Source organism: Methylobacterium sp. Leaf89, assembly GCF_001422215.1.
Classification (GTDB): Bacteria; Pseudomonadota; Alphaproteobacteria; order Rhizobiales; family Beijerinckiaceae; genus Methylobacterium.
Map to the genome: position 1 here is coordinate 76964 of NZ_LMML01000027.1, position 23723 is coordinate 100686.

Genomic DNA, 23723 nt, shown 5'->3' on the forward strand with positions numbered 1-23723 from the left:
GCGACGCCCGGAACCGGATCAGTCGGGAACGCGGCGTCCATCCCAGGCAAAGACCCCGCCCGTATCCTCCGGCCCGAGCCCCTCGATCACCCGCAGCAGGTGCGCCGCGCTCGTCTCGGGGGTGAACAGACCGGGGGTGTTGGGGTCCGGTCGGAAGGGTTCGGACAGGGCCGTGGTCACGGTGCCGGGATGCAGGCCCGCCACGATCGCATCGGGGTGGGTGCGGCGTGCCTCGATCGCAAGGGTGCGCAGGATCTGATTCAGGGCCGCCTTCGACGCGCGGTAGGCGTACCAGCCACCGAGACGATTGTCGGAGATCGAGCCGACCCGCGCCGACAGCGCGGCGAAGACGCTGCGCCCGGCGCGCGGCATCAGGGGCAGGAAGTGCTTGGCCGCCAGGGCCGGACCGATCGCGTTCACCGCGAAGACCGCGGCCATGCCCGCCGGATCCAGGGTCCGGATCGCCTTCTCGGGCGCGACGCCCGGGCCGTGCAGGAGGCCCGTGGCCACGAGGACGAGGCCCACCGGACCGTGACGCCCGACGCGCTCGGCCGCGATACGGACGGACGCCTCATCGGTCAGGTCGATCGGTCCCACCGCCACGGGCCCAGCCTCGACGGTCCCCGACCGCGAGAGGGCAAAGACCGATCCGTAGGTCCCCCGGCCCACGAGGCCGGCGACGAGGGCCCGGCCGATCCCGCCGGAGGCGCCGATCACCACGGCGCTGGGCGGCGAGGCAGACATGGATGGGTTCCGTTCCCGTCACGCGAAACGGCCGCGCGATGGGGATCGCGCGGCCGTTCCGAAGGTTCCCGAGACTTACGAGCAGCCGGTCGTCGAGCCGCAGGTGTCGCACTTCAGGCAGGTGCCGTTCCGGACGAGCGTGAAGTTCGCGCATTCCGGGCAGGCTTCGCCGACGTAGCCCTTCATCTTCGCCTCGGCGCGGCGATCGGAGACCGTGCGCTCGGGCTTGATCGGGTCGGGCTTGGCGAAGGGCAAGGCATTGACCAGGGCCTCGGCCTGGCCGGCCTGGACCGGCTCGGCCTTCAAAGCCGTGGCACCGCGCAGCGCATGGACCACGCCGCCGGCGGGGGTGGTCTGGCCGGAGGTCGCCGCGCCGACACCGATGGTGCCGCCGGCCGGTCCGCCCTGGATCAGGGTGAGCCGGTCGGCCGAGCCACGCAGGAGGCCGCGGGAGACGACGCTGGAGGCGGTGGCTTCCGTCCGGCCGGGCTCGCGGGTGGTGTCGGTCTCCCCGCCGCCGATCACCGTGCCTCCGATCTCGGACGGGTTGACGTGGGCCAGATCCGCGCGGCCGAGGTAGGACACGGCGAGCTCGCGGAAGACGTAGTCGAGGAGCGAAGTCGCGTTCTTGATCGCGTCGTTGCCTTGCACGAAGCCCGCGGGTTCGAAGCGGGTGAAAGTGAAGGCCTCGACGTATTCCTCCAGCGGCACGCCGTACTGGAGCCCAAGCGAGATCGCGATGGCGAAGTTGTTCATCAGGCTGCGGAAGGTGGCGCCTTCCTTGTGCATGTCGATGAAGATCTCGCCGAGGCGACCGTCATCGTACTCGCCGGTCCGCAGGTAGACCTTGTGCCCGCCCACGACCGCCTTCTGGGTGTAGCCCTTGCGACGATGGGGCATCTTCTCGCGGGAGCGGATGCGCTCGACGCGCTCGATCACCCGCTCGACGATCTTCTCCGCGACCTGCGCGGCCTTGGCGGCGGCCGGGGCCGCGATCAGCGCCTCGACCAAGTCCTCGGCGTCGTCGTCCTCGTCGGCGATCAGGGCCGAGTTCAGGGGCTGCGAGAGCTTCGAGCCGTCGCGGTAGAGGGCGTTGGCCTTGAGGGCCAGGGTCCAGGACAGCTTGTAGGCGTTCTTGCAATCCTCGACCGTCGCGTCGTTGGGCATGTTGATGGTCTTGGAGATGGCGCCCGAGATGAAGGGCTGCGCCGCCGCCATCATGCGGATGTGGCTCTCCACCGAGAGGTAGCGCTTGCCGATGCGGCCGCACGGGTTGGCGCAATCGAACACCGCGTAGTGTTCCGGCTTGAGGAAGGGGGCACCCTCCAGGGTCATCGCACCGCAGATGTGGGTGTTGGCCGCTTCGATGTCCTTCTTCGAATAGCCCAGGAAGGGCAGGATCTCGAAGGTCGGATCGGCAAGCTTCTCGGCCGGAACCTTGAGCACGTCCTTCAGGAAGTCGTCGCCCAGGGTCCAGCGGTTGAACACGAACTTGATGTCGAAGGCCGACTTCAGGCCCGCCTCCACCGCCGCGAGCTTGTCGTCGGTGAAGCCCTTGGCGCGGAGCGACCCGGGGTTGATCGCCGGCGCCTGGCCCATCGAGCCGTGGCCGACCGCGTAGGCCTCGATCTCGGCGATCTCGGATTCCCGGTAGCCGAGGGTGCGCAGGGCATCCGGCACCGCGCGGTTGATGATCTTGAAGTAGCCGCCGCCAGCGAGCTTCTTGAACTTCACCAGGGCGAAGTCCGGCTCGATGCCGGTGGTGTCGCAATCCATCACGAGGCCGATCGTGCCGGTGGGCGCGATGACGGTCGCCTGGGCGTTGCGGTAGCCGTGCTCCTCGCCCAGCGCCAGGGCGCGGTCCCAGGCGTGCTTCGCCCGCTCGGCGATGTCGGCCTGGGGCACGTTGGCCAGATCGAGGGGCACCGGGGCGATCGAGAGGAACTCGTAGCCCTCCGCCTCGCCGTGGGCGGCGCGACGGTGGTTGCGGATCACCTTGAGCATGGCATCCGCGTTCTCCTCGTAGGCCGGGAAGGCCCCGAGTTCGCCGGCCATCTCGGCGGAGGTGGCGTAGGCCACGCCGGTCATGATCGCCGTGAGGGCGCCGGCCAGCGCACGACCCTTCTCGGAGTCGTAGGGCAGGCCCATGCTCATCAGCAGGCCGCCGATATTGGCGTAGCCCAGACCGAGGGTGCGGTAGCGGTACGAGAGCTCTGCGATCTCCTTCGAGGGGAACTGCGCCATCATCACCGAGATCTCGAGCACGACCGTCCAGAGGCGGTTAAGATGCTCGAAGGTGGCAACGTCGAAGTGGTTCGTGGCGCGGTCGTACATCGTCAGCAGGTTGGCCGAGGCCAGGTTGCAGGCGGTGTCGTCGAGGAACATGTATTCGGAGCACGGATTCGACGCCCGGATCCGGCCGCCCGCCGGGCAGGTGTGCCAGTCGTTCATCGTCGTGTTGAAGTGCAGGCCCGGATCGGCCGAGGCCCAGGCGGCCTGACCGATCTTTTCCCAAAGGTCGCGGGCCTTCACGGTCTTCGTGGTCTTGCCGGTGGTGCGCGCGGTGAGGTTCCAGTCGGCATCGGACTCGACCGCGCGCAGGAAGTCGTCGGTGAGGGAGACCGAGTTGTTGGAGTTCTGGCCGGCGACGGTGAGGTAGGCTTCCGAATCCCAGTCGGTGTCGTAGACGGGGAAGTCGATCTTGGTGAAGCCCTGGCGGGCGAACTGGATCACGCGCTTCGTGTAGGAATCCGGTACCGCGTCCTTGCGGGCGGCCTTGACGGCCTTCTTCAGGACGGGATTGCGCTCGGGGTCGAAGCAGGCATCTCCCTCCGCCTCGCACTGGGTGCAGGCCTTCATCACCGCGCTCAGGTGCTTGGAGACGATCTTGGAGCCGGTGACGAGGGCAGCGACCTTCTGCTCCTCCTTCACCTTCCAGTCGATGTACTGCTCGATATCCGGATGGTCGATGTCGACGATGACCATCTTGGCCGCGCGCCGGGTGGTGCCACCCGACTTGATGGCGCCTGCGGCCCGGTCGCCGATCTTGAGGAAGGACATCAGGCCGGAGGACTTGCCGCCGCCGCCGAGCTTCTCGTTCTCGCCGCGCAGCAGCGAGAAGTTCGAGCCGGTGCCCGAGCCGTACTTGAACAGGCGCGCCTCGCGGACCCAGAGGTCCATGATGCCGCCCTCGTTGACGAGGTCGTCCTGCACGCCCTGGATGAAGCAGGCATGCGGCTGCGGGTGCTCGTAGGACGAGGCGGACTTCGTCAGTTCACCGGTGCGGTAATCGACGTAGTAGTGCCCCTGCGCCGGGCCATCGATGCCGTAGGCCCAGTGGAGGCCGGTATTGAACCATTGCGGCGAGTTCGGCGCCACCATCTGGCGGGCGAGCATGAAGCGCAGCTCGTCGAGGAAGGCCGAGGCGTCCGCCTCGGACGTGAAGTAGCCGCCCTTCCAGCCCCAGTAGGTCCAGCAGCCGGCGAGACGGTCGAAGACCTGCGTCGACGAGATCTCGGAGACGTAGCGCTCGGCCTCGGGCAGCTCGGCCAGCGCGACGAGATCCGGCTCCGAACGCCACAGGAACGACGGCACGTCGTTCTCCTCAACCTTCTTCAGGGCCGCCGGTACGCCGGCCTTGCGGAAGTACTTCTGCGCGAGGACGTCGCTGGCCACCTGGGACCAGCTCTCCGGCACCTCGATCCCGTCGAGGCGGAAGACCGTGGAACCGTCCGGGTTGCGGATCTCGCTCAGGGTCTTGCGAAAGGGAATCGTCGCGTAAGGGGATTGTCCGGCCGTGGTATGGCGCCGTTCGAACCGCATGGAACCTGTCTCCCGAGCCGCCTGAAGAAGTGCGGCGCCGTGTCGAAGAATGATGAAGCCAAGCGTCCGCGAACGCCGCGAAGCGCCGGAATGGGTCTCGAAAATTCGGTGGTCCGCCGGTGACGCGACAGCCTCGGCGACGATCCGAAGGTATGCCAGCCCGGGGCCTCACGTCAATAACTAGTGTGCCGGCTGCCTGTTCCGGGCTACATGTAGTGGGTGACGTCTTATTCCTGTGGATATCGCGACCCGTTCCGTAAGTGCCCTTTTCGCTTGATGGATTCGGAGGCGAAAAATTTTCCACCCACAGGTGGTGCCACCCTCGCCGGTGGTGCCCGCAGGGTTAACGGCACCGGGTGTGAGATTTCCGCCGCATCGGGCTCAGTCCCTTCGCCTCGCGGGCGCCGCCGCGCGACTGGACTTCACGCATGCGCCTCACCATAGTCCGCGCCGGAACACGATGGCGGGGCGCGGGTGCCCCATTCAGGCGAACGCGATGGCTCTCAAGGACACGCTCCTGCGGATCTTCACCTGGTGGAACGGTCAGACGATGTCGCTCGCGCTCTACACGGCGCGCAGCGGTCAGCGCGTCGGCGCGGACGATCTCGGCAACGTCTACTACCGGGCGCAGGGGCCGCTGATCGACCGTTCCGTCGGCACCGAGCGGCGCTGGGTGGTCTATAACGGATATGCCGACGCCTCGAAGGTGCCCCCGGGCTGGCGCGCTTGGCTCTGTCACAACGGCGACGTGCCCCCGAGCGAACAGGATTACACGCCGCGGGCCTGGCAGAAGCCCTACGTGGAGAACCTGACCGGCACCAGCGGCGCCTACCGCCCGCGCGGCTCGCAGTTGAATGTCGGCCAGCGCCCCGCCGCCACCGGCGACTACGTGCCCTGGAGCCCGGGCAACTGAGGGCAGGCCCTCCGGTCAGGGGCCGGCCCTTTTTCCACCAATCTTCGCGCGCTTAAGAAGACCTCGCATCGTCGCGCCCGCCCGGGGCGCCAGCGAGGAGGGTCGTCCGTGAGCCGCAGCACAGCAGGATCGTCTCGCTCCGTGGTCAAGCGCCTCCTCCTCGCGTCGGTCGCGATCGGCCTCTCCGGCCTCCCGGCCGCCGCCGACAAGATCAAGAACCCCACCGCGGTGTTCTCGGGCCTCGACAAGATCACCGGGCGCATCGTTTCCTTCGAAGTGGCGGTGGACGAGACCGTGCAGTTCGGCGCCCTGCAGCTGACGCCGCGGGTCTGCTACAGCCGCCCGCCGACCGAGAGCCCGAAGACCACGGGCTTCCTTGAGGTCGACGAGGTTACCCTCGACAACAAGTATCGCCGCATCTTCACCGGCTGGATGTTCGCGTCGAGCCCCGGCCTGCACGCCATCGAGCATCCGATCTACGATGTCTGGCTCGTCGATTGTAAGGGCGGCTCCGACGTGATCGCCGAGGCGCGCGAGCAGGAAGATGTGCCCGCCATGGCCTCGAAGCCGGAGAAGACCCGGCGTCCGAAGAGCGGCCAGGATGCCACCCGGACCGCCCAGCAGGTGAATCCGAACGGCCAGGTGGATGTGGAAGCGCCGCGCGGGGTGCCGGTCCAGCCCAGGCAGAAGCCCTCGCGCAAGTTCTTCCCGTCGAACGAGGGGCCGGCCCCGGCGCCGCCGCCGCAGCAGCCGCAGTCGCTGTTCGACGCCCTGTTCCGCTAAGATGCACCGACGCGCGTCAGTCGAGGGCTAACGCGTCCAAAACCTGTTGCCCGCGCACCGATCCGTCCCCGGGCCAGACAGACCAGTCTGCCCGCTGGTCGATCGCCTCGGCCAAGCGCCGCTTGTAGATGTGGCGCGGGAGTTCCTCCGCGCCGAACTGCATCAAGTGATCGGTCACGAACTGCGTGTCGGCGAGGCGGTAGCCGCCCGCACGCAGACGGGCCACGAGATGCACCAGGGCGACCTTCGAGGCGTCGCGGACGGTGTGGAACATGCTCTCCCCGAAGAAGGCGGCTCCGAGGGAGACGCCGTAGAGGCCGCCGACCCGCTGGCCGTCGAGGAACACCTCGACCGTGTGGGCATGCCCAGCCTCGAAAAGGGCACCGTAGAGCTCGCGGATCCGGCCATTGATCCAGGTTCGCTGGGCGTCACCTCGCGGCGCGGCGCAGCCGGCGATGACCGCATCAAAATCCTGATCGGTTCGAACCTCGAACACGTCCGACCGCACGGTTCGCGCGAGACGCTTGGCGACATGGAAGGCGTCGAGGGGCAGGACGCCGCGCGCCCGTGGTTCAACCCAGTAGATGGCCGGATCGTCGGCATCCTCCGCCATGGGAAAGATGCCGGCCGCATACGCCTTCAACAGGATCTCGGGCGTGATCTCGACGCGGTCGCCATCATACATGAGCGGAGTTTGAAGCGGTGCCACGTGGAAGGCCAGAGGGAGGCTCGCCGCACGGGGTGCCCGATTCACGAAAAAGGGCGGAACCTCCCGGTTCCGCCCTCGCATGCCAGACGGCGGGAATGCTCAGAAGTTCGGGCCGCCCGAGGTAGTGCCGAGATTCGGCACGATCCGATTCGGCTGCTCGGCGTTCCCGCCCTTCGCGGAATCCTCGAAGATCGCCTCGCGGTTGGTGGCGTAGGGCGCCTCGACCACCGAACCGGTCACGTCCATGTCGACGCGGCCATCGGCGTTGCGGTAGGCGCCGTAGGCCGACGGATTGTCGATCGGGCCACGGGTGGTGTTGCCGGCCTGCGGAACGGCCCGCTCGGGCTGGCCGACATTGCCGGACGGAGACTGCGCCAGGGCGGCAGAGGCGATCAGGGAGGCGGCGACGAAGGTCAGGCTGAAGGTGCGCATCGGAATCTTTCGGGAAGTCGGTCGTTAGGAATTCGGTCTCCGGCGGAGCAGGTCGCTTCGGGGCTCGAAAGGCCCGCTCCGGCTCCGCCTGACTGATCTGGGGGAGGAAGTCGTGACGGATCAAAGCGTTCCGGCACTTCCTTCGCTGGCAATCGGTCGCAGGCGACGGGACTGGAAAGTGTTGAGATCATTCCCAGGGAACAAGCGAACGTCGTCGCAACGGCTCAGATTGAGCCCATCCGCGAAGGCAGCCCAGCCTGAAAGAGATGATCCGGATCAGCTTGAATCTCGTTCACGCGCAATTTGGTTGTGCGTGAACGCACATGGGTGGTCGATGACCCGCCAGGGGACCGGACCGGCACGAAAAAGCCGGCCCGTTTCGGGGCCGGCTCGGGATCGAACAATCAGGGCAGACCCGCCGCGACGGGTTGTCCGATCAGCGGGCGGGGCCGCCGGACGTCGTACCTGTGTTCGGTACGCCGCGGTTGGTGTCGTTGGCATTGCCGCCCTTGGCCGAATCGACCGCGCCCGCGCCGGCGCTCATGCCGCGTTCGCCGGCCGGGGCCGTCGCTGCGCCCGGGACCGGCGCCATGTCGCGGGTCGAGGGGTTGTCGATCGGTCCGCGGGTGGTTCCACCAGCCTGCGGTACCGCCCGCTCGGGCTGGCCGACGTTGCCGGAGGGCGATTGGGCGAGGGCGGGACCGGCGAGAAGGAGGCCGGCGAGAAGCGGGATGGTCAGGAGCACGCGGTGGGTATTCCTTGCAGGGCGGCCCGGCGGCAAATCCCGCCATCAAGCCTGGGCAGATGCTGGAGAACGAATCTGCGCCGGCGCTGTTCCCCCCGGCTTACGGCGCCGACGGTTCGTCGAGGCCGCCATCGGCCAGGAACCCCTCGAGCCAATGGATGTCGTACTCCCCGTTCTGGACATCCGCATTGCGCACTAGGGTCCGGAACAGCGGCAGGGTGGTGTCGACACCGTCGACCACGAACTCGTCGAGGGCGCGGCGCAGGCGCATGAGGCACTCGTTGCGCGTGCGTCCGTGCACGATCAGCTTGCCGATCAGCGAGTCGTAGTTCGGCGGAATGCGATAGCCCTGGAACACGGCCGAATCCACGCGCACGCCGAGCCCGCCGGGCGGATGGAAATAGGTGATGAGCCCCGGCGAGGGACGGAAGGTCGCCGGATGCTCGGCATTGATGCGGCACTCGATGGCGTGCCCCTCGACCTTGATCTCGTCCTGCGTCATCGACAGAGGCAGACCGGCGGCGACGCGGATCTGCTCGTTCACCAGGTCGATTCCGGTGATCATCTCTGTGACGGGATGCTCGACCTGAATGCGGGTGTTCATCTCGATGAAGTAGAACTTTCCGTCCTCGTAGAGGAACTCCACCGTCCCGGCGCCGAGATATTGCAGGTCCTGCATCGCGCGGGCGCAGATGCCGCCGATCTCGGCGCGCATGTCGGCGTTGAGAGCCGGCGAGCCGCCTTCCTCCCAGACCTTCTGGTGCCGGCGCTGCAGGGAGCAGTCACGCTCGGCGAGGTGAACCGCGTTGCCGCGCCCGTCGCCAAGCACCTGAACCTCGATGTGTCGCGGCTTCTCCAGGTATTTCTCCAGGTAGACCGCATCGTCGCCGAAGGCCGCCTTGGCCTCGGTGCGGGCCATGCCGAGAGCCTGCTCCAAGTCGGCCTCGGACCTCGCGACCTTCATACCGCGGCCACCGCCGCCGGAAGCCGCCTTGACCAGGACCGGATAGCCGATCTCGGCGGCGATCCGCTTGGCTTCCTCGGGATCCTCCACGCCGCCCTCGGAGCCGGGCACGCAAGGGATTCCCAGGCGCTTGGCGGTCCGCTTGGCCTCGATCTTGTCGCCCATGATGCGGATGTGCTCCGCCTTGGGGCCGATGAAGCCGATGTTGTGGTGGGCCAGCACCTCGGCGAAGCGCGCATTCTCGGAGAGGAAGCCGTAGCCCGGGTGGACGGCGTCGGCCCCGGTGATCTCGCAAGCCGCGATGATCGAGGGAATGTTTAGATAGCTGTCGCGGGCCGCCGGCGGCCCGATGCAGACGCTCTCGTCGGCGAGGCGCACATGCATCGCATCCGCGTCGGCGGTGGAGTGGACCGCCACGGTGGCGATCCCGAGTTCCTTGGCCGCACGCAGGATGCGCAGGGCGATCTCGCCCCGGTTGGCAATCAGGATCTTGTCGAACATGGGTGCGGCCCTGCTCACTCGATGACGAGGAGGGGTTCGCCGAACTCGACGGGCTGGCCGTCCTCGACGAAGACGGCGGTGACGGTGCCGGCGCGGGGCGCAACGATCTCGTTGAAGGTCTTCATCGCCTCGATGAGCAGGAGCTTGTCGCCCGCCTCGACCTTCGAGCCGACATCGACGAACAGCTTCGCCTCGGGCGAGGGCCGGCGATAGGCGGTACCCACCATGGGGGAGGGGACCGAGCCGGGATGGCCGGCACCGGCCTTGCGGTCGAGGCCGCCCCCGGGACCGGGGACCGGAAGCGGCGCGGCGACGGCGGCCATCGCGGGCACCGGGGCCGGCGCGGGAGCCGCGACCTGCACCTGAACCGCCTCGATGCGGCGGGCGACGCGGATGCGCAGATCCCCCTTCTCGACCTCGATCTCGCTGAGATCGGTCTCGTTGATGAGCTTGGCGAGCTCGCGGACGAGCTCCGGATCGAAGGGGTCGTTCTTGGACATCGGCTCCTTGGGCATCGGCTCGGTCGTCTTCAGGTCAGGCGGAGGGTGCGGCTAGGGTCGCTGGCGGATGCCATGGCCGGGCGGAACATGCCCGGCAGCGACGACTCGGGTCTGGACGTCGAGGACTCAGCAGCTGGCGTGGCCGCACTGGCGCACGTCGCTGATGGTCTTGCGGATCGGCTCGAGGCCGACCGCGCCGGGAATGATCTCGTCGCCGATGACGAAGGCGGGCGTGCCCGACAGGCCGAGCTTGTCGCCGAGGCCGACATTCTCGGACAGGGCGGCCTTCACCTCGGGGCCCTGCGCGTCCTTCATCAGGCGGGTGACGTCGAGGCCCATCTCCTTCGCCACGGCCACGGCGCGCTCGCCGTTCACCCGGCCCTTCGATTCCAGGAGCTTGGTATGGAATTCGAAGATCTTGTCGCCCTTGAGCTGCTGCTTGGCCGCGAGCGCGATCTTGCTGGCCTCCAGGGATTCGGCGCCGAGCACGGGGAAGTCCTTCAGGACGACGCGCAGCTTCGGGTCCCCCTTGATCAGGGCCTGGATGTCCGAGAGCGCCTTGCGGCAATACCCGCAATTGTAGTCGAAGAACTCGACCAGCGTGACGTCACCCGTGGGATTGCCCGCCACGACGCCGTGGGGCGAGTTGACCAGAGCCTCGCGGGATTCCTTCAGGGCCGCCGACTGGGCCAGCTTCTGGGTCTCCTGCTGCCGGCGCTCGCCCTCGGCGATCGCCTCCTGCAACACCTCGGGGTTCTTGACGAGGTAATCCTTGATGATCCCCTCGATCGCCTGGCGCTGCGCATCCGTGAAGGCGGCGGCCGGGGCGGGCTGGCTCGGGGTGGTCTGAGCCACCGCGGCGCCGAGGGTGCCGGCCAGGATCGTGGCGGAGAGCAGGGAGCGGAAGAGGGGCATACGTCCTCGCGGGGCGGGACCGGTCAGACGTAGGCCGGCCATCGGGGGTCGTGTCGTCGATGCGACATGCGGTTAGCGGCCGGGTTAGGCGTTTTCGCGGCGGGCGGTCAATCACCGAATGGCAGGTTTGGCCCTCGCGCGGCGCAGCCGCTATGACGGAGCCGATGAGCCAGCCCCTGATCCTCTCTTCGAACCTGCCCTCCGAACGCGCGGCCCGCGTCGCCCCGTTCCTCGCCATGGACGTGATGTCGGCGGCCGCCGCCCGCGAGGCGCGCGGGGAGGCCGTCGTGCACATGGAGGTCGGGCAGCCCTCGGCACCGGCCCCGCGCGCGGTGATCGCGGCTGCACAGGCGGCTCTCGCGACCGGCGCACTGCCCTACACCCAGGCGCTCGGCCTCCCGGCCCTGCGTGAGCGCATCGCACGCCACTACGCCGAAACCTACGGGGTCGCGGTCCCACCGAGCCGGATCGTCGTGACGACCGGCTCTTCGGCCGGTTTCGTGCTCGCCTTCCTCGGCCTGTTCGATGCCGGCGCCCGCATCGCGGTTCCGCAACCGGGCTACCCGGCCTATCGCAGCCTCCTCAACGCCCTCGACCTCGTCCCGGCCCCCCTGGTGCTGCAGGAAGCGGACCGTTTCGCCCCCACCGGCGCCGCCCTCAAGGCGCTACACGAACGAGAGCCCCTGTCCGGCATCCTCGTGATGAGCCCGGCCAACCCCTCCGGCACCGTGATCGAGCCGGCGCGCCTCGCCGACCTCTGTGCCACGGCCCGGGCGCTGGGGCTGCGCTTCATCTCCGACGAGATCTATCACGGGCTCGCCTACGGCGTGCCGACCGAGACGGCCCTGCGCTACGACGACGAAGCGATCGTCATCAACTCGTTCTCGAAGACCTGGTGCATGACGGGCTGGCGCATCGGCTGGATGGTGGTGCCGGACTGGCTCGCCCGGCCCGTCGAGCGGCTGGCGCAGAACCTCTACATCTCGGCGCCCTATCTCTCGCAGGTCGCGGCGCTGGCGGCCTTCGACGCCGTGGGCGAGGTCGAGGCGGTGCGCGCGGGCTACGCCGTCAACCGCGCCCTTCTCCTCGACGCCTTCCCGGGCCTTGGCCTGGGGCGGACGCACCCGGCCGACGGGGCCTTCTACCTCTACGCCGACGTCTCGAACCTCACCGACGATTCGGTGGCATTCTGCCGGCGAATGCTCGACGAGGCAGGGGTCGCCGCGACTCCGGGCCTCGATTTCGACGGCCAGGATGGCGGCCACCACGTCCGCTTCTCGTTCGCCGGCTCGCACGCCGATTGCGTCGATGCGGTGCGGCGCCTCAAGGCTTGGCTTCGCTGAAACGCAAAACGGGGCGGGCTCGACGCCCACCCCGCTCGTTCTGGCTAATGACGGACGATCACTCGCCGGTCAGGGCCGCCTTGGTCCGGGACCACCAGCCGGCCCGCTTCGGACGATCCGGATCGGACGGGGGCGTGAGCACCACCGCCACCGGCTCGGGCACCGGCTTGGACGCAAGCACCGGCTCCGTCGTCTGGGCCGCTTCGGCCTCCGGCTCGACCGCCACTGGCGCTTCCAGGGCGACCGGCGCGGCCGTCTCGGAGGCCACCGGTGCCACCGCCTCGGACACCGCCGCGGCGCTCACCGGCTCCTCTCCGCCCAGGAAAGCGGACGGCGCGTCGGTTGCACCTTCATCGCCCTCCACCGAAGCGACCGGCCGATCGCCGAAGGCCTGCTCGTCACCGGTCCGGTGAGCGGAGTCCTGAGTTTCGGACTCGTCGCGCCCGGCTTCCTGGCCGACGGCTTCGCCATCGCGCCCGCGACCGTCACGGTCGCGCCCGCGGCCGCCGCGGCGACCCCGGCGGCGACGGCGGCCGCTGCCATCATCCTCGCCGGACGCAGGCGTCTCGGCCGACGCGACCGTCTCGTCGGCCTCGGCCTGCGCGGCGATGTCCTCGGACTCCTCGCCCTCGCCATCCTCGTCGCCCTCGGAGGCCGACTCGCCACCGATCTGCTCGCCCGCTTCGGTGCGACCGCCCCGCCGACGGCGACGGCGGCGACGTCCACCGCGGCCCTCGCCACCGTCGGCGGCCTTCTCACGGGTCTCTTCGGCCGGGGCGCCGGCCTCGGTCTCCTCGGTCTCGGCCTCGGAGACCTCCTCCTCGATCTCCGGATCGAAATCCTCCTCGGGCTCAAGGGCGGAGCTGATCGCCACGGCACGCACACCGGTCACCGGCCCCTCGGCACGGACCGCCGGCTCGCCACGTTCGAGCTGGAAGGCGGAGGTGGCGGCGAGGCGCTCATCGGCCGCGATGGTGAGGGAGACGCCGAAACGGACCTCCAGCTCGCGCAGGTGCGCCCGCTTCTGGTTCAGGATGTAGAGCGCCACCTCGGTGCGGGTGCGCAGGACGAGGTTGTGCGTCGTGCTCTTGAGGAGCGATTCCTCGATCGCCCGCAGGATCTGCAGCGCCACCGACGAGGTCGCCCGGACGTAGCCCGAGCCGCCGCAATGGGTGCAGGGCAGGGACGAGCTCTCCAGCATCCCGGTGCGGATGCGCTGGCGGCTCATCTCCAGGAGGCCGAAGGGCGAAATCCGGCCGACCTGGATGCGGGCGCGATCGTTCTTCAAGCACTCGTTGAGCTTCTTCTCCACGGCGCGGTTGTTGCGCTTCTCCTCCATGTCGATGAAGTCGATCACGACGAGGCCGGCGAGATCGCGCAGGCGCAGCTGGCGGGCGACCTCCTCGGCCGCCTCCAGGTTGGTGCGCAGGGCGGTGTCCTCGATGTCGTGCTCGCGGGTGGAGCGACCCGAGTTCACGTCGATGGAGACGAGGGCTTCCGTCGGGTTGATGACGAGGTAGCCGCCCGACTTCAGGGTGACGTGGGTGGAGAACATCGCGTCGAGCTGCTGCTCGACCCCGTAGCGCGCGAAGATCGGCGTCGCGTCCCGGTAGGGCTGCACGACCTTCGACTGACCGGGCATCAGCATGCGCATGAAGTCGCGGGCTTCGCGGTAGGCCTCGTCGCCCGCCACCAGGATGTCGTCGATGTCCTTGTTATAGAGGTCGCGAATGGCGCGCTTGATGAGCGAGCCTTCCTCGTAGACCAGCGCCGGAGCGGAGGACGACAGCGTCAGCTCGCGGACGCTCTCCCACAGGCGCATCAGGTACTCGAAGTCGCGCTTGATCTCGGGCTTGGTGCGCGAGGCGCCGGCCGTGCGCAGGATGACGCCCATCCCTTCCGGCACCTCCAGGTCCTGGGCGACTTCCTTGAGGCGCTTGCGGTCGGCGGCCGAGGTGATCTTGCGGGAGATGCCACCGCCTCGTCCGGTATTCGGCATGAGCACCGAGTAGCGCCCGGCCAGAGACAGGTAGGTGGTCAGCGCCGCGCCCTTGGTGCCGCGCTCTTCCTTGACGACCTGCACCAGGATGATCTGGCGGCGCTTGATGACCTCCTGGATCTTGTAGTGGCGACGATAGGTGCGCGGGCGCTCGGGGATCTCGGCCAGGGCATCGCCGCCGACCTGAGCGATCTTCTGCGGACGCTCGCCGTCCTCGCCCTCGCTCTCCTCGTCGTCCTCGTCGTCGTCCTCATCGGAATCGTCGTCGTCATCCTCGGACTCGTCGTCCGAATCGTCGTCCTCCGAATCCTCGTCGCTCTCGTCCACATCGTCCTCGTCGGACTCCTCCTCGGACGTGGTCCCGGCGGCGGGCGCCGCGACGTCTGAGTCGGCCTCGCCCATGGGTGCGGCTTCGAGCGCCAACTCGGCCGCCGGCTCGACCGGCGCCTCGGCGGTGGCACCAGCAGACCCTGCGTCGTCGGAGAACGGGACGTCCGACGCCGCCGGCTCGTCGCCCTCGGAGCTCTCGCCGCTGGCGAGGGCCGCTTGCGGCAGGTCGGCGGATTCATCGCTGCCGGGCAGGATCGGCGGCGGCGCGTCGCCGAGGCCGCCCTCGAGCAGCGCGTCGGCGACGCCGATCGCCGGATCGCTGGCCGAAGTCTCGTCGAAGGAGGTCTCGTCGAAGGAGATCGGGTTGCCGTTGGCCTCGCCGGCAATCGGTGCGCCGACGTCCTCCGACGTCACCGTCTCGGACGTACGGGCCTTCTTGGCGGAGGTGCCGTCGCGACGGCCGCGCGAGCGGCGGCGGGGCTTGCGCTCCTCGCGCTCCCGGTGCTCCTCGGCTTCGCGGGCCTCGTCCTCGAGCAGGGCCTGCCGGTCCGCGAGGGGGATCTGGTAGTAGTCCGGGTGGATCTCGCTGAAAGCGAGGAAGCCGTGGCGGTTGCCGCCGTACTCGATGAAGGCGGCCTGGAGCGAGGGCTCCACGCGCGTCACCTTGGCGAGGTAGATATTGCCGCGAAGCTGGCGCCTGTTGGCGGCCTCGAAGTCGAATTCCTCGACCCTAGACCCGTGAACCGTGACGACCCGGGTCTCCTCCGGGTGCATCGCGTCGATGAGCATCTTGTTGTTGTTGGCCATGACGAACTTTCGACATGGCGGTCGACGTCGTTCTCCTCGAACCGCGCGGTCCCGATGGGGCGCCGACCGGTCCGGGCGCGACGGCCCGGCGGATCGGTGCCCGTGACGACCCGGGGAAGGGGGTCGCGGAAGCTGTGGGGAAGGGATTGCCGCCAACCGCCGCTGGGCGCCGGATCTCGGCGCGCGTGGGGTTGATCCTGGCCAGGGGCGACGAGAAGGCGGCGCCACGCGAAACGCGCAGGCGTTGAACACGAGCAACGGCAACCGATGCTGTGTGTCCGCTCATTCTCTCCCTGACCTCGCGAAGACTGTATGGGCCCATCCGAGGACAGGCCGGCATGTGCAGAACGGTGCGGCGGCCGAAAAGGCCACCGAATGAACCGACTCCCACCCGGCCTTGCTGTGCCGCCATGTCTGACGCGGGGAACCGACTGCGAAGGCGATTCGACGCAATGCCGAACCGCGCCCGCGGGCCGCGGAGCAAACCGCACGGCACCGGGAAGGGGACCGTATCATTACAGAGCGTCGCGACGTTTTGGCAAGGTCCTTAATCTTTGATCTGCCGCTCTGACCTGACATCTCCGTGCCGAACCTCGGCAGGGGGATCGCCGCGGCCCGCGTCGTGGCGGGGGCTGTCGCCCCCGGGACACAAGGGGCGCCGAAGTGGAGCGCGGCCCTTGAGGAACGGTTAACCATCCCGTCGGTATCCCGTAGTGGCTGGCTTACGCCATAGCCCGCTCGCGAGCCCGCTCCTCCGGGGCGTGCCCGTCCTCACGGGGATGATTGTCGGAACGATGCCGAGACGCGCCCGCCTTCTCCGCTCCGTCCTCCTCGCCCTGGCCTGCGCCGGAGCGAGCCCGTTCGCCGGGACCGGTGCACGGGCACAGGACACCGACAAGGCTCATGGGACCGCCTCGCCGGCGGCCGTCGCCATCGCGGCGGACCTCGCCACGAGCAACGGTACCACGAAGCTGACCCTGACCCTTTCAAAGGCCATCGAGGCGAAGGCCTTCGTGATGGAGCGTCCGGATCGGGCGGTGATCGATCTGGCGGAGGTGAACTTCCAGCTCGGGCCGGAGACGGGCCGGAAGCGCGACGGGGTGGTGGCCTCCTTCCGCTACGGGCTCTTCGCGCCGGGACGGTCGCGCATCGTCGTCGACCTCGCCCAACCGGCGACGGTGGGGCGGATCGAGACCATGACGCGCCCGCGCGACGGCGCCGTGCTGCTCAGCATCGAGTTCCAGCGCAGCGATCGCGAGGGCTTCCGACGCGCTTCGGTGGCGAGCGATCCGGCACCGGCCCAGCGCAAGGTCGCGACCATCCCGGAATCGACGGACGCCCGCCCTCTGATCATGGTCGATGCCGGCCACGGCGGGACCGATCCCGGCGCCATCGCGGCCACCGGCGCCTTCGAAAAGGACATCGTGTTCGGCTTCGCCCAGGCCCTGGTGTCCCAGCTCGAAGCCGGCGGCCGGTACCGGGTGCGGATGACGCGGGACCGCGACGTCTTCGTGCCCCTCTCCGAGCGCGTCCGCCTCGCCCGCGAGGCGAAGGCCGACCTCTTCGTCTCGATCCATGCGGATTCGATCTCGTCGGCCCCGCAGGTGCGCGGCGCCACCATCTACACCGGCTCCGAGAAGGCCACCGACGCCGAATCGGCCAAGCTCGCCGAGCGCGAGAACCGCGCCGACGCGGCCGCCGGCACCGAATCGAACGAGGGTCCCGGCCATGTCGCCGACATCCTCCAGGAACTGACCCTGCGCGAGACCCGCACCTTCTCGTCGGGGTTCGCCAAGAGGCTGATGACCCATCTCGGGCCGGTCATGGAGATGAGCGCCAAGCCGCACCGCGAGGCCGGCTTCCAGGTTCTGCGCTCGCCCGACGTCCCCTCGGTGCTGGTGGAACTCGGCTACCTGTCCAGCAAGCACGACCTCGACCTGCTGCAGTCGGAGGGTTGGCGCGCCGAGGTGACCGGCGGCATGGCCAAGGCGATCGATGCGTTCTTCGGCAGCCGGACGTCGCTGACCCGTCCGCAGCCGCCCCGTCGCTCGGCCGCAATCGCCCCAGTTTCACCATAGAATGCGTGTGAAACCGGGGCTCACAGCGCTCCGGTCACACCGATGCCGATGGTCTCGGTCGGATTGATCGCGGCGCGCTTGAGCGAACGCCGCCGACAGCGTGGGCTCGACCGCATTTAACGCGGCGGGACTCTTGCATTTCGGAATGGGACACGGTCCGAGGAGGTACGCGCCATCGTGGCGGGTGCTCTCGCGGCCGTCCGGCGGCGATGGATCATCGACGGACGGGACCCGGATGCGCTTCATCCTTCGTTTCTTCGGCTTCCTGTTCAGCGTCGGCGCGATGGTCTTCGTGATCGCCGCCGCGGCGGCCGCGTTCTTCTACTGGAAATTCAGCCAGGACCTGCCGGATCACGCCGCGCTCGCCAATTACGAGCCGCCGGTGATGAGCCGCGTCCATGCGGCGGACGGCTCGCTGCTGGCCGAGTACGCCAGTGAGCGGCGGCTCTACCTCCCGATCCAGGCGATGCCCAAGATCGTCGTCGCGGCCTTCCTCTCGGCCGAGGACAAGAACTTCTACAAGCATGGCGGCGTCGACCCCGAGGGTCTCGTGCGCGCCGCGCTGACGAACTTCAAGAGCGGCAAGAAGCAGGGCGCCTCGACGATCACCCAGCAGGTCGCCAAGAACTTCCTCCTGTCCCCGGAGCAGACCTTCGAGCGCAAGGCCAAGGAGGCGCTGATCGCCTTCCGGATCGAGGCCGCCTACTCGAAGGACAAGATCCTCGAGCTCTACCTGAACGAGATCTTCCTCGGCACGATCGTGCCCGGGCGCAACCTGCACGGCGTCGCCGCAGCGGCACTCGATTACTTCGGCAAGTCGGTTCACGAACTCACGATCAACGAAGCGGCCTACCTCGCCGCCCTGCCGAAGGGGCCGAACAACTACCACCCCTACCGCCAGACCCAGAAGGCGCTCGATCGGCGCAACGAGATCATCGGCCTGATGGCCCAGAACGGGTACATCACCAAGGAAGAGGCCGAAGCGGCCCGCAAGATGCCCCTCGGCGTCAATCCGCGCGTCGCCTTCGCCAACGCCGCCAACGCCAACTACTTCACCGAAGAGGTCCGGCGCGAGATCGCCGAGCGCTACGGCGAGAAGAAGCTCTACGAGGGCGGCCTCTCCGTGCGCGCCACCCTGGACCCGAAGATGCAGTCCTGGGCCCGCAAGGCCCTGGTGGACGGTCTTGTTCGCTACGACCAGTCGCACGGCTGGCGCGGCGCGCAAGCCAAGGTCGACCTCGTCGGCCGCGACTGGGGCCTCGCCGTGGCCGAAGTGCCCGGTCTCGGCGACGTCGCGCCGTGGCGCCTCGCCGTGGTCCTGAACACCACCGGCGGCTCCGCCCAGATCGGGCTGCAGCCGCGCCGCGAAGCCTCCGGCCAGGTTTCGAAGGAGCGCGAGACCGGCACGATCACCGCCGAGGGCACCCGCTGGACCGGGCGGTCGCCCGCCGCGGCGCTGAACGCCGGCGACGTCGTCTACGTCGAGGCGACGGATACGAGCCGCAACCAGTACCGCCTGCGCCAGCGGCCCGAGGTCTCGGGCGCCATCGTGGCGATGGACCCCTATACCGGTCGCGTGCACGCAATGGTCGGCGGCTTCTCCTACGACGAGAGCCAATTCAACCGCGCCACCCAGGCGATGCGCCAGCCCGGCTCCTCCTTCAAGCCGATCGTCTACTCGGCGGCCCTGGACAACGGCTACACGCCTTCCTCCATCGTGCAGGATTCGCCGATCACCATCGAGGCGGGCCCCGGCCAGGAGGCCTGGACGCCCTCGAACTACGACGGCAAGTCCGGCGGTCCGCACACCCTGCGCTACGGCATCGAGCATTCGAAGAACCTGATGACGGTGCGGCTCGCGAAGGACGTCGGCATGCCGCTGATCGCGGAATATGCCCGCCGCTTCGGCGTCTACGACGACATGCTGCCGGTGCTGCCGATGTCGCTCGGCGCCGGCGAGACCACGGTGATGCGCATGGTCACCGCCTATTCGATGCTGGCCAATGGCGGCCGGCGCATCCGCCCGACCCTGATCGACCGCATCCAGGATCGCGTCGGCGAGACCATCTACAAGCACGACAACCGCAAGTGCCTCGGCTGCGACGCGGACAAGTGGTCGGGCCAGGACGAGCCCAAGCTCGTGGACGATTCCGAGCAGGTCCTCGACCCGCTGACCGCCTACCAGATGGTCTCGATCATGGAAGGCGTGGTCCAGCGCGGCACCGCCACCATCCTGAAGCAGGTCGGCAAGCCCCTCGCCGGCAAGACCGGGACGACGAACGACGCCAAGGACGCCTGGTTCGTCGGCTTCTCGCCGGACCTCGCGGTGGGGGTCTATATCGGCTTCGACAAGCCGCGCTCCCTGGGGGACCGGGCCACCGGCGGCGGTCTCGCAGCCCCCATCGCCCTGGACTTCCTGAAGCAGGCCCTCAAGGACAAGCCGCCGACGCCGTTCCGCGTGCCCCCGGGCATCAAGCTGATCCGCGTCTCGGCCGCCTCCGGCATGCGCGCCGGCTCGGGCGAGGGTGGTGGTACCATCCTCGAGGCCTTCAAGCCCGGCACCGCCCCGCCCGACGCCTACGTCGCCGCCCCGGCACAATCCTCCAGCGCCCCGGCCGCGGTTCCGCCGGACGCAGATCGCGCCGCCCAGGCCGGCGGGCTCTACTAGGCCCGCACACCCATCGCGGACCGCCATCGATCGACATCGCGCCCCGGAGACATCTCCGGGGCGTTCGTCGTTTCAGCCTGCCCTACGCGCCAAGGCGAGATCCGCGAGCTTCTCGATGTTGAAGCCGGTCTGGGGCAGCTCGATCATGAAGCGCTCGGCGATCTCCGACACCACGAAATCCGGCTTCACCCGCGCGAGGTAGCCCCAGTCGATGCTCGTCGACCACAGGACGTGAACTTCGCGAAAGGTGTCGGCGAGGAGCGGCGTCAGGCTGCCCGTATGGGGGGTCGACGTGTGGTGGCCGTAGGAATCGGCGAACAACACCAGCCGGCGCGGGTCGGCCTCGGACGAGTCGTTTCGGTAGACCACGTGGGCGCCGATATGCGCCGCCTGACCCCGGCCCTCCGCCTCGAAGGCCGTGACAAGCCTGTTGGCGTGGATGCGCCGCGCCGAGGTCTCGAACAGGCAGGACTCCACCGTCTCCCTGCGGATCGGATCGAACTTCAGGCCGAGATCGCCGGCATAGGGTGCGGGTGAGCCGATGCGGCGCCGGAGGATATCCTGGCGCGGAGCAAGACCGAGATGGCGGCAAATCTCGCCATAGGCGAGGAGATATCCGGCGAAGGTCCAGTGGCTGTCCGTTCGGCAATAGAGCGGCGCCTCGGCGGCACGCGCGCGAAACGGCCGTACGAGATCGATCCAGTGGCGCCGGGCCGGCGAGAGGCGGAGCCAGCGCTCCAGGCGCAGGACCGGCGCGCGCTCGGGGTCGAAGGCGAGCGCATCGGACGCCTGCGGATAGACCGTGAGCTTCTCCGGCGCCACCACGTGGGCGTAGCGGATGCCGAGGCCCGCGCAGCGCCGCACCCGCGCTTCCAGGATGCGGCGCCAGCGCCAGAGGATGGCGCGTGGCATCCCCGGATCGCGATACTGCCTCAGCACGGAATTGGTGCCGCCGATCAGGAACAGCCAGCCATCCCGGCCGACATGCACGTCCGGGTGATGGTCTGGCGCCGGAACACCGGGGGCGCGCGCGATGGTGAAACCCTCATTCATGGCGCGCTTCTAGCGGGCGGCCGCGAAAGGCGCACCCTCACCCGGCGGCCCGCTCCCGCCCGATCAGAAACCGGCGCGGATGCCGCCGAAGATGCTGCGGCCGACGCCCGGGTAAAAGGCCACCGGGCCGCCCGCGACGGTCCGGGCATCGGTGACGACGGAGATGTCCGACACGTAGCGGGCATCGGTCAGGTTTCGGGCATCGACGAAGACCGAGACGCCGTTCTGGAAGTCGTACCCGGCCTGGACGTTGAGGAGGGCGTAGCCCGGCACCTTCAGGCTGTTGGCATGGTCGGCGAAGGCACCCTGGGGCACCCAGTCGACGGAGGGACTGACGTGGAAACCCTCGCGGTTGCGATAGGTCAAGACCGTGCGCAGCACATCGCGCGGGATGCCGGCGATCTGGTTGTCGCCGAAGACCGGGTCGGCGAGGAAGTGGAAGTCGTTGTGGGTCCAGATCTGCGAAACCACGACCGCGTCGCCGGTGCCGATCAGATCGCGGGCAAGATCGAGGGCGATTGCGGCCTCGACGCCCTGGTGGCGGGTCCGGGGCGCGTTGAAGGTCGCGGCCGGAATGTTGAGGCCCGGGTTGATCGAGAAGTTGATGAGCTCGTCGCGGATCTCCGAGCGATAGAGGGTGACGTCCCAGGACAGTCGATCGATCCGCCCGCGCGTGCCGGCCTCGTAGGTCACGGCGCGCTGCGCCCGCAGCGGCACGAACGTGGTGTTCAGCGTATTCTGCTGCACGAGGTCGGAGAAATCCGGCACGTCACGCGACCCGGTGATGTCGCCGAAGACCTGCAGGTCGGGCAGCGGCTGCCAGAGGAGGCCGACCTTGGGATTGATACCCGCATAGGTCTCGTTGGCCGAGGCGGGGAACGCGTTGGCGCCGGAGAAGCCGCCCTTGTTGCTGTAGGTCCGGTTGGAGGAAAACGCCTTGGCGCCGGCCATCAGGGCCACGTCCGGGAGGAACCAGAAGCGGTTCTCGCCATAGGCTTCGTAGTTCGAGGCGCTCTGCACCGCGCGCAGCGTCTGCGCGCCGCGCTGGCCGGCGACGTTGACGAACTGGAGGGCCGAATTCTGGCCCGCGAAGGCGCGCAGGCCGAGGATCAGGTCGTTGCGATAGCCGGCGACCTCGAAGGTCCCGGCCCAGTGCGGGGCGATCCCGTAGGTCCAGCCGTCCTGATCGATGACCTGGAAAATCGGGTGGTAGAGCGACTTGTGGATCGCCCAGGTGTCGATGTCGAGCTTGCCGACATCGAGCAGGAACGAGGTGCGGTTGGCGATCCGCTCGGTCTCGACCTTGCGCGACTGGTTGCCGGCGATCGCCGACGGATTGGCGAGCGTCGGATTGTTCAGGGCATTGAAGAGGCTCAGCGTGCCGGGGAGCTTCTGGTCGGTCAGGTAGACTCCGGCATAGAAGCGCGTCTCGACGCCCGGCGCGAGCTGGTAGCCGAGATTGGCGTTGAAGTTCTGCGTCCGCTGGGTCTCGTGGTCCCGGTAGCCGTCGGAATTGGTGATCGTGCCGTTGACGAGAAAATCGACCGGGCCGGAGATGCGCGAGACCTGAACGTTCTCCCGGATCGTGTTGAAGGCGCCGCCGTCGATGCGCAGGATGTTGGGCGCGAAGGCCGTCTGGGCGGTGGGGGTGACGGCGTTGATGGCCCCGCCGAGGGTTGTCGCTCCGAAGGTGAGGGCGTTGCCGCCCTTGTAGACCTCGATCGAGCGCAGCCCCAGGGGATCGACCTGGTAGAAGTCGCCGCTGCCGTCGGCGAGGTTCAGCGGAATGCCGTCCTGCAGCAGTTCGAGCCCGCGCAGGTGGAAGCCACGCGAGATGCCCGAGCCCCGCACCGACAGGCGGAGTTCCTGGCCGTAGCGTTCCTGCACGTAGACACCGGGCACGTCCTTCAGCGTATCGCGCAGGGTATTGGCGTAGCGGTCCTGGAAGTCCTTGGCGTCGACGAAGGCGACGGAACCGACGGTGGCGTTCACCGCAGCGCGCTGGGCCGCGACGCTCGGCACCGTGAGGGAGCCGGCCGCGGCGCCCTCGATGCTGAGCTCGGACAACGTTGCGGCAGCCGTTTCCTCGGCGCAGGACGGCGTCGCGGCGATGACGAGGGTCAGGAGCGAGGCACCCCCCAGGAGGGCGAGGGCAGCGGCCTTGGGGCAGGGGGAGAGCGGGGCGAGCTCATTTCGGGGAGGGGAGACATTCCGAGGCGCGGACATGGGACGGGCTCCGGACCATGGGCCCGCGCTTCGCGACGGCGCGAAGGGGCCGGCATGATCCCGGTGGGAGAGGGGCGAGGTGGCGGACGCCGCGCGGGGATGCGCGCGGCGGAGCGATGGGTCGGGCCAGTTGGAAGACGAACACCGCCAGGCGTCGAGCCGGCCGGTCACGGTAGGATCCGGCCGGCCTT

General features: G+C 68.7%; 16 protein-coding genes. 5 read left to right on the plus strand and 11 right to left on the minus strand.

What is annotated here, in order from left to right:
* Positions 1–18 precede the first annotated feature (18 nt).
* The gene (locus ASF18_RS10555; RefSeq protein WP_056351364.1) at positions 19–744 is read right to left on the minus strand and encodes an SDR family NAD(P)-dependent oxidoreductase; all 726 of its coding nucleotides are present in this window, start codon (positions 742–744) and stop codon (positions 19–21) included.
* A 75-nt stretch (positions 745–819) separates the two neighbouring features.
* Positions 820–4566: a vitamin B12-dependent ribonucleotide reductase gene (locus ASF18_RS10560; RefSeq protein ID WP_056351367.1), complete on the minus strand. Its 3747-nt coding sequence runs from the start codon at positions 4564–4566 to the stop codon at positions 820–822.
* A 496-nt stretch (positions 4567–5062) separates the two neighbouring features.
* On the opposite strand from ASF18_RS10560, the gene ASF18_RS10565 reads away from it, so the two are divergent.
* Positions 5063–5479: an NADH:ubiquinone oxidoreductase subunit NDUFA12 gene (locus tag ASF18_RS10565; RefSeq protein ID WP_056213944.1), complete on the plus strand. Its 417-nt coding sequence runs from the start codon at positions 5063–5065 to the stop codon at positions 5477–5479.
* A gap of 141 nt (positions 5480–5620) precedes the next feature.
* Positions 5621–6262, plus strand: a complete 642-nt coding sequence (locus ASF18_RS10570; protein WP_244472658.1) for a DUF2155 domain-containing protein — start codon at positions 5621–5623, stop codon at positions 6260–6262.
* 16 nt (positions 6263–6278) lie between these two features.
* Here ASF18_RS10570 and aat read toward each other — a convergent pair whose 3' ends face one another.
* The 6 genes from aat to ASF18_RS10600 form a co-directional block, all read right to left on the minus strand.
* A complete protein-coding gene (gene aat, locus ASF18_RS10575) occupies positions 6279–6947 on the minus strand; it encodes a leucyl/phenylalanyl-tRNA--protein transferase (protein WP_056351372.1) in 669 nt (222 codons plus the stop codon).
* A 123-nt stretch (positions 6948–7070) separates the two neighbouring features.
* Positions 7071–7403, minus strand: coding sequence for a hypothetical protein (locus ASF18_RS10580; protein WP_056351375.1), 333 nt, complete (start codon positions 7401–7403; stop codon positions 7071–7073).
* A 436-nt stretch (positions 7404–7839) separates the two neighbouring features.
* Positions 7840–8148 (minus strand): hypothetical protein, encoded by a 309-nt coding sequence (locus ASF18_RS10585; protein ID WP_056351378.1) that lies wholly within the window; start codon positions 8146–8148, stop codon positions 7840–7842.
* A gap of 100 nt (positions 8149–8248) precedes the next feature.
* A complete protein-coding gene (gene accC / locus ASF18_RS10590) occupies positions 8249–9613 on the minus strand; it encodes an acetyl-CoA carboxylase biotin carboxylase subunit (RefSeq protein ID WP_056213926.1) in 1365 nt (454 codons plus the stop codon).
* A gap of 14 nt (positions 9614–9627) precedes the next feature.
* Entirely contained in the window at positions 9628–10113 is a 486-nt protein-coding gene (gene accB / locus ASF18_RS10595) for an acetyl-CoA carboxylase biotin carboxyl carrier protein (RefSeq protein WP_056214026.1), read from the minus strand.
* A gap of 126 nt (positions 10114–10239) precedes the next feature.
* Positions 10240–11028, minus strand: a complete 789-nt coding sequence (locus tag ASF18_RS10600) for a DsbA family protein (protein ID WP_056274531.1) — start codon at positions 11026–11028, stop codon at positions 10240–10242.
* Positions 11029–11192: 164 nt separating this feature from the next.
* On the opposite strand from ASF18_RS10600, the gene ASF18_RS10605 reads away from it, so the two are divergent.
* Positions 11193–12371 carry an aminotransferase class I/II-fold pyridoxal phosphate-dependent enzyme gene (locus ASF18_RS10605; protein WP_056351618.1) on the plus strand — a complete coding sequence of 393 codons (1179 nt, stop codon included), beginning with the start codon at positions 11193–11195 and terminating at the stop codon, positions 12369–12371.
* Between the two features lie 58 nt (positions 12372–12429).
* Here ASF18_RS10605 and ASF18_RS10610 read toward each other — a convergent pair whose 3' ends face one another.
* Positions 12430–15507: a ribonuclease E/G gene (locus tag ASF18_RS10610; protein WP_056351385.1), complete on the minus strand. Its 3078-nt coding sequence runs from the start codon at positions 15505–15507 to the stop codon at positions 12430–12432.
* Positions 15508–16301: 794 nt separating this feature from the next.
* Between ASF18_RS10610 and ASF18_RS10615 the strand changes: the two genes are divergently transcribed.
* Entirely contained in the window at positions 16302–17585 is a 1284-nt protein-coding gene (locus ASF18_RS10615) for an N-acetylmuramoyl-L-alanine amidase (protein WP_056213911.1), read from the plus strand.
* A gap of 235 nt (positions 17586–17820) precedes the next feature.
* A complete protein-coding gene (locus tag ASF18_RS10620; protein WP_056213908.1) occupies positions 17821–20253 on the plus strand; it encodes a penicillin-binding protein 1A in 2433 nt (810 codons plus the stop codon).
* A gap of 72 nt (positions 20254–20325) precedes the next feature.
* On the opposite strand, the gene ASF18_RS10625 is transcribed toward ASF18_RS10620, so the two are convergent.
* Together ASF18_RS10625 and ASF18_RS10630 are read right to left on the minus strand one after the other, a co-directional pair.
* Positions 20326–21306 (minus strand): hypothetical protein, encoded by a 981-nt coding sequence (locus ASF18_RS10625; protein ID WP_082487390.1) that lies wholly within the window; start codon positions 21304–21306, stop codon positions 20326–20328.
* 63 nt (positions 21307–21369) lie between these two features.
* A complete protein-coding gene (locus ASF18_RS10630; RefSeq protein WP_082487392.1) occupies positions 21370–23532 on the minus strand; it encodes a TonB-dependent receptor in 2163 nt (720 codons plus the stop codon).
* Positions 23533–23723: the final 191 nt, after the last annotated feature.

What these genes read in the sequence shown, in the direction of transcription:
- aat (WP_056351372.1), bottom strand. Translation starts at nt 6,947, where the DNA reads ATGTATGATGGCGACCGCGTCGAGATCACGCCCGAGATCCTGTTGAAG.
- ASF18_RS10625 (WP_082487390.1), bottom strand. Translation starts at nt 21,306, where the DNA reads ATGAATGAGGGTTTCACCATCGCGCGCGCCCCCGGTGTTCCGGCGCCA.
- accB (WP_056214026.1), bottom strand. Translation starts at nt 10,113, where the DNA reads ATGTCCAAGAACGACCCCTTCGATCCGGAGCTCGTCCGCGAGCTCGCC.
- ASF18_RS10615 (WP_056213911.1), top strand. Translation starts at nt 16,302, where the DNA reads ATGCCGAGACGCGCCCGCCTTCTCCGCTCCGTCCTCCTCGCCCTGGCC.
- ASF18_RS10555 (WP_056351364.1), bottom strand. Translation starts at nt 744, where the DNA reads ATGTCTGCCTCGCCGCCCAGCGCCGTGGTGATCGGCGCCTCCGGCGGG.
- ASF18_RS10620 (WP_056213908.1), top strand. Translation starts at nt 17,821, where the DNA reads ATGCGCTTCATCCTTCGTTTCTTCGGCTTCCTGTTCAGCGTCGGCGCG.
- accC (WP_056213926.1), bottom strand. Translation starts at nt 9,613, where the DNA reads ATGTTCGACAAGATCCTGATTGCCAACCGGGGCGAGATCGCCCTGCGC.
- ASF18_RS10580 (WP_056351375.1), bottom strand. Translation starts at nt 7,403, where the DNA reads ATGCGCACCTTCAGCCTGACCTTCGTCGCCGCCTCCCTGATCGCCTCT.
- ASF18_RS10610 (WP_056351385.1), bottom strand. Translation starts at nt 15,507, where the DNA reads ATGGCCAACAACAACAAGATGCTCATCGACGCGATGCACCCGGAGGAG.
- ASF18_RS10600 (WP_056274531.1), bottom strand. Translation starts at nt 11,028, where the DNA reads ATGCCCCTCTTCCGCTCCCTGCTCTCCGCCACGATCCTGGCCGGCACC.
- ASF18_RS10630 (WP_082487392.1), bottom strand. Translation starts at nt 23,532, where the DNA reads ATGTCCGCGCCTCGGAATGTCTCCCCTCCCCGAAATGAGCTCGCCCCG.
- ASF18_RS10605 (WP_056351618.1), top strand. Translation starts at nt 11,193, where the DNA reads ATGAGCCAGCCCCTGATCCTCTCTTCGAACCTGCCCTCCGAACGCGCG.
- ASF18_RS10565 (WP_056213944.1), top strand. Translation starts at nt 5,063, where the DNA reads ATGGCTCTCAAGGACACGCTCCTGCGGATCTTCACCTGGTGGAACGGT.
- ASF18_RS10560 (WP_056351367.1), bottom strand. Translation starts at nt 4,566, where the DNA reads ATGCGGTTCGAACGGCGCCATACCACGGCCGGACAATCCCCTTACGCG.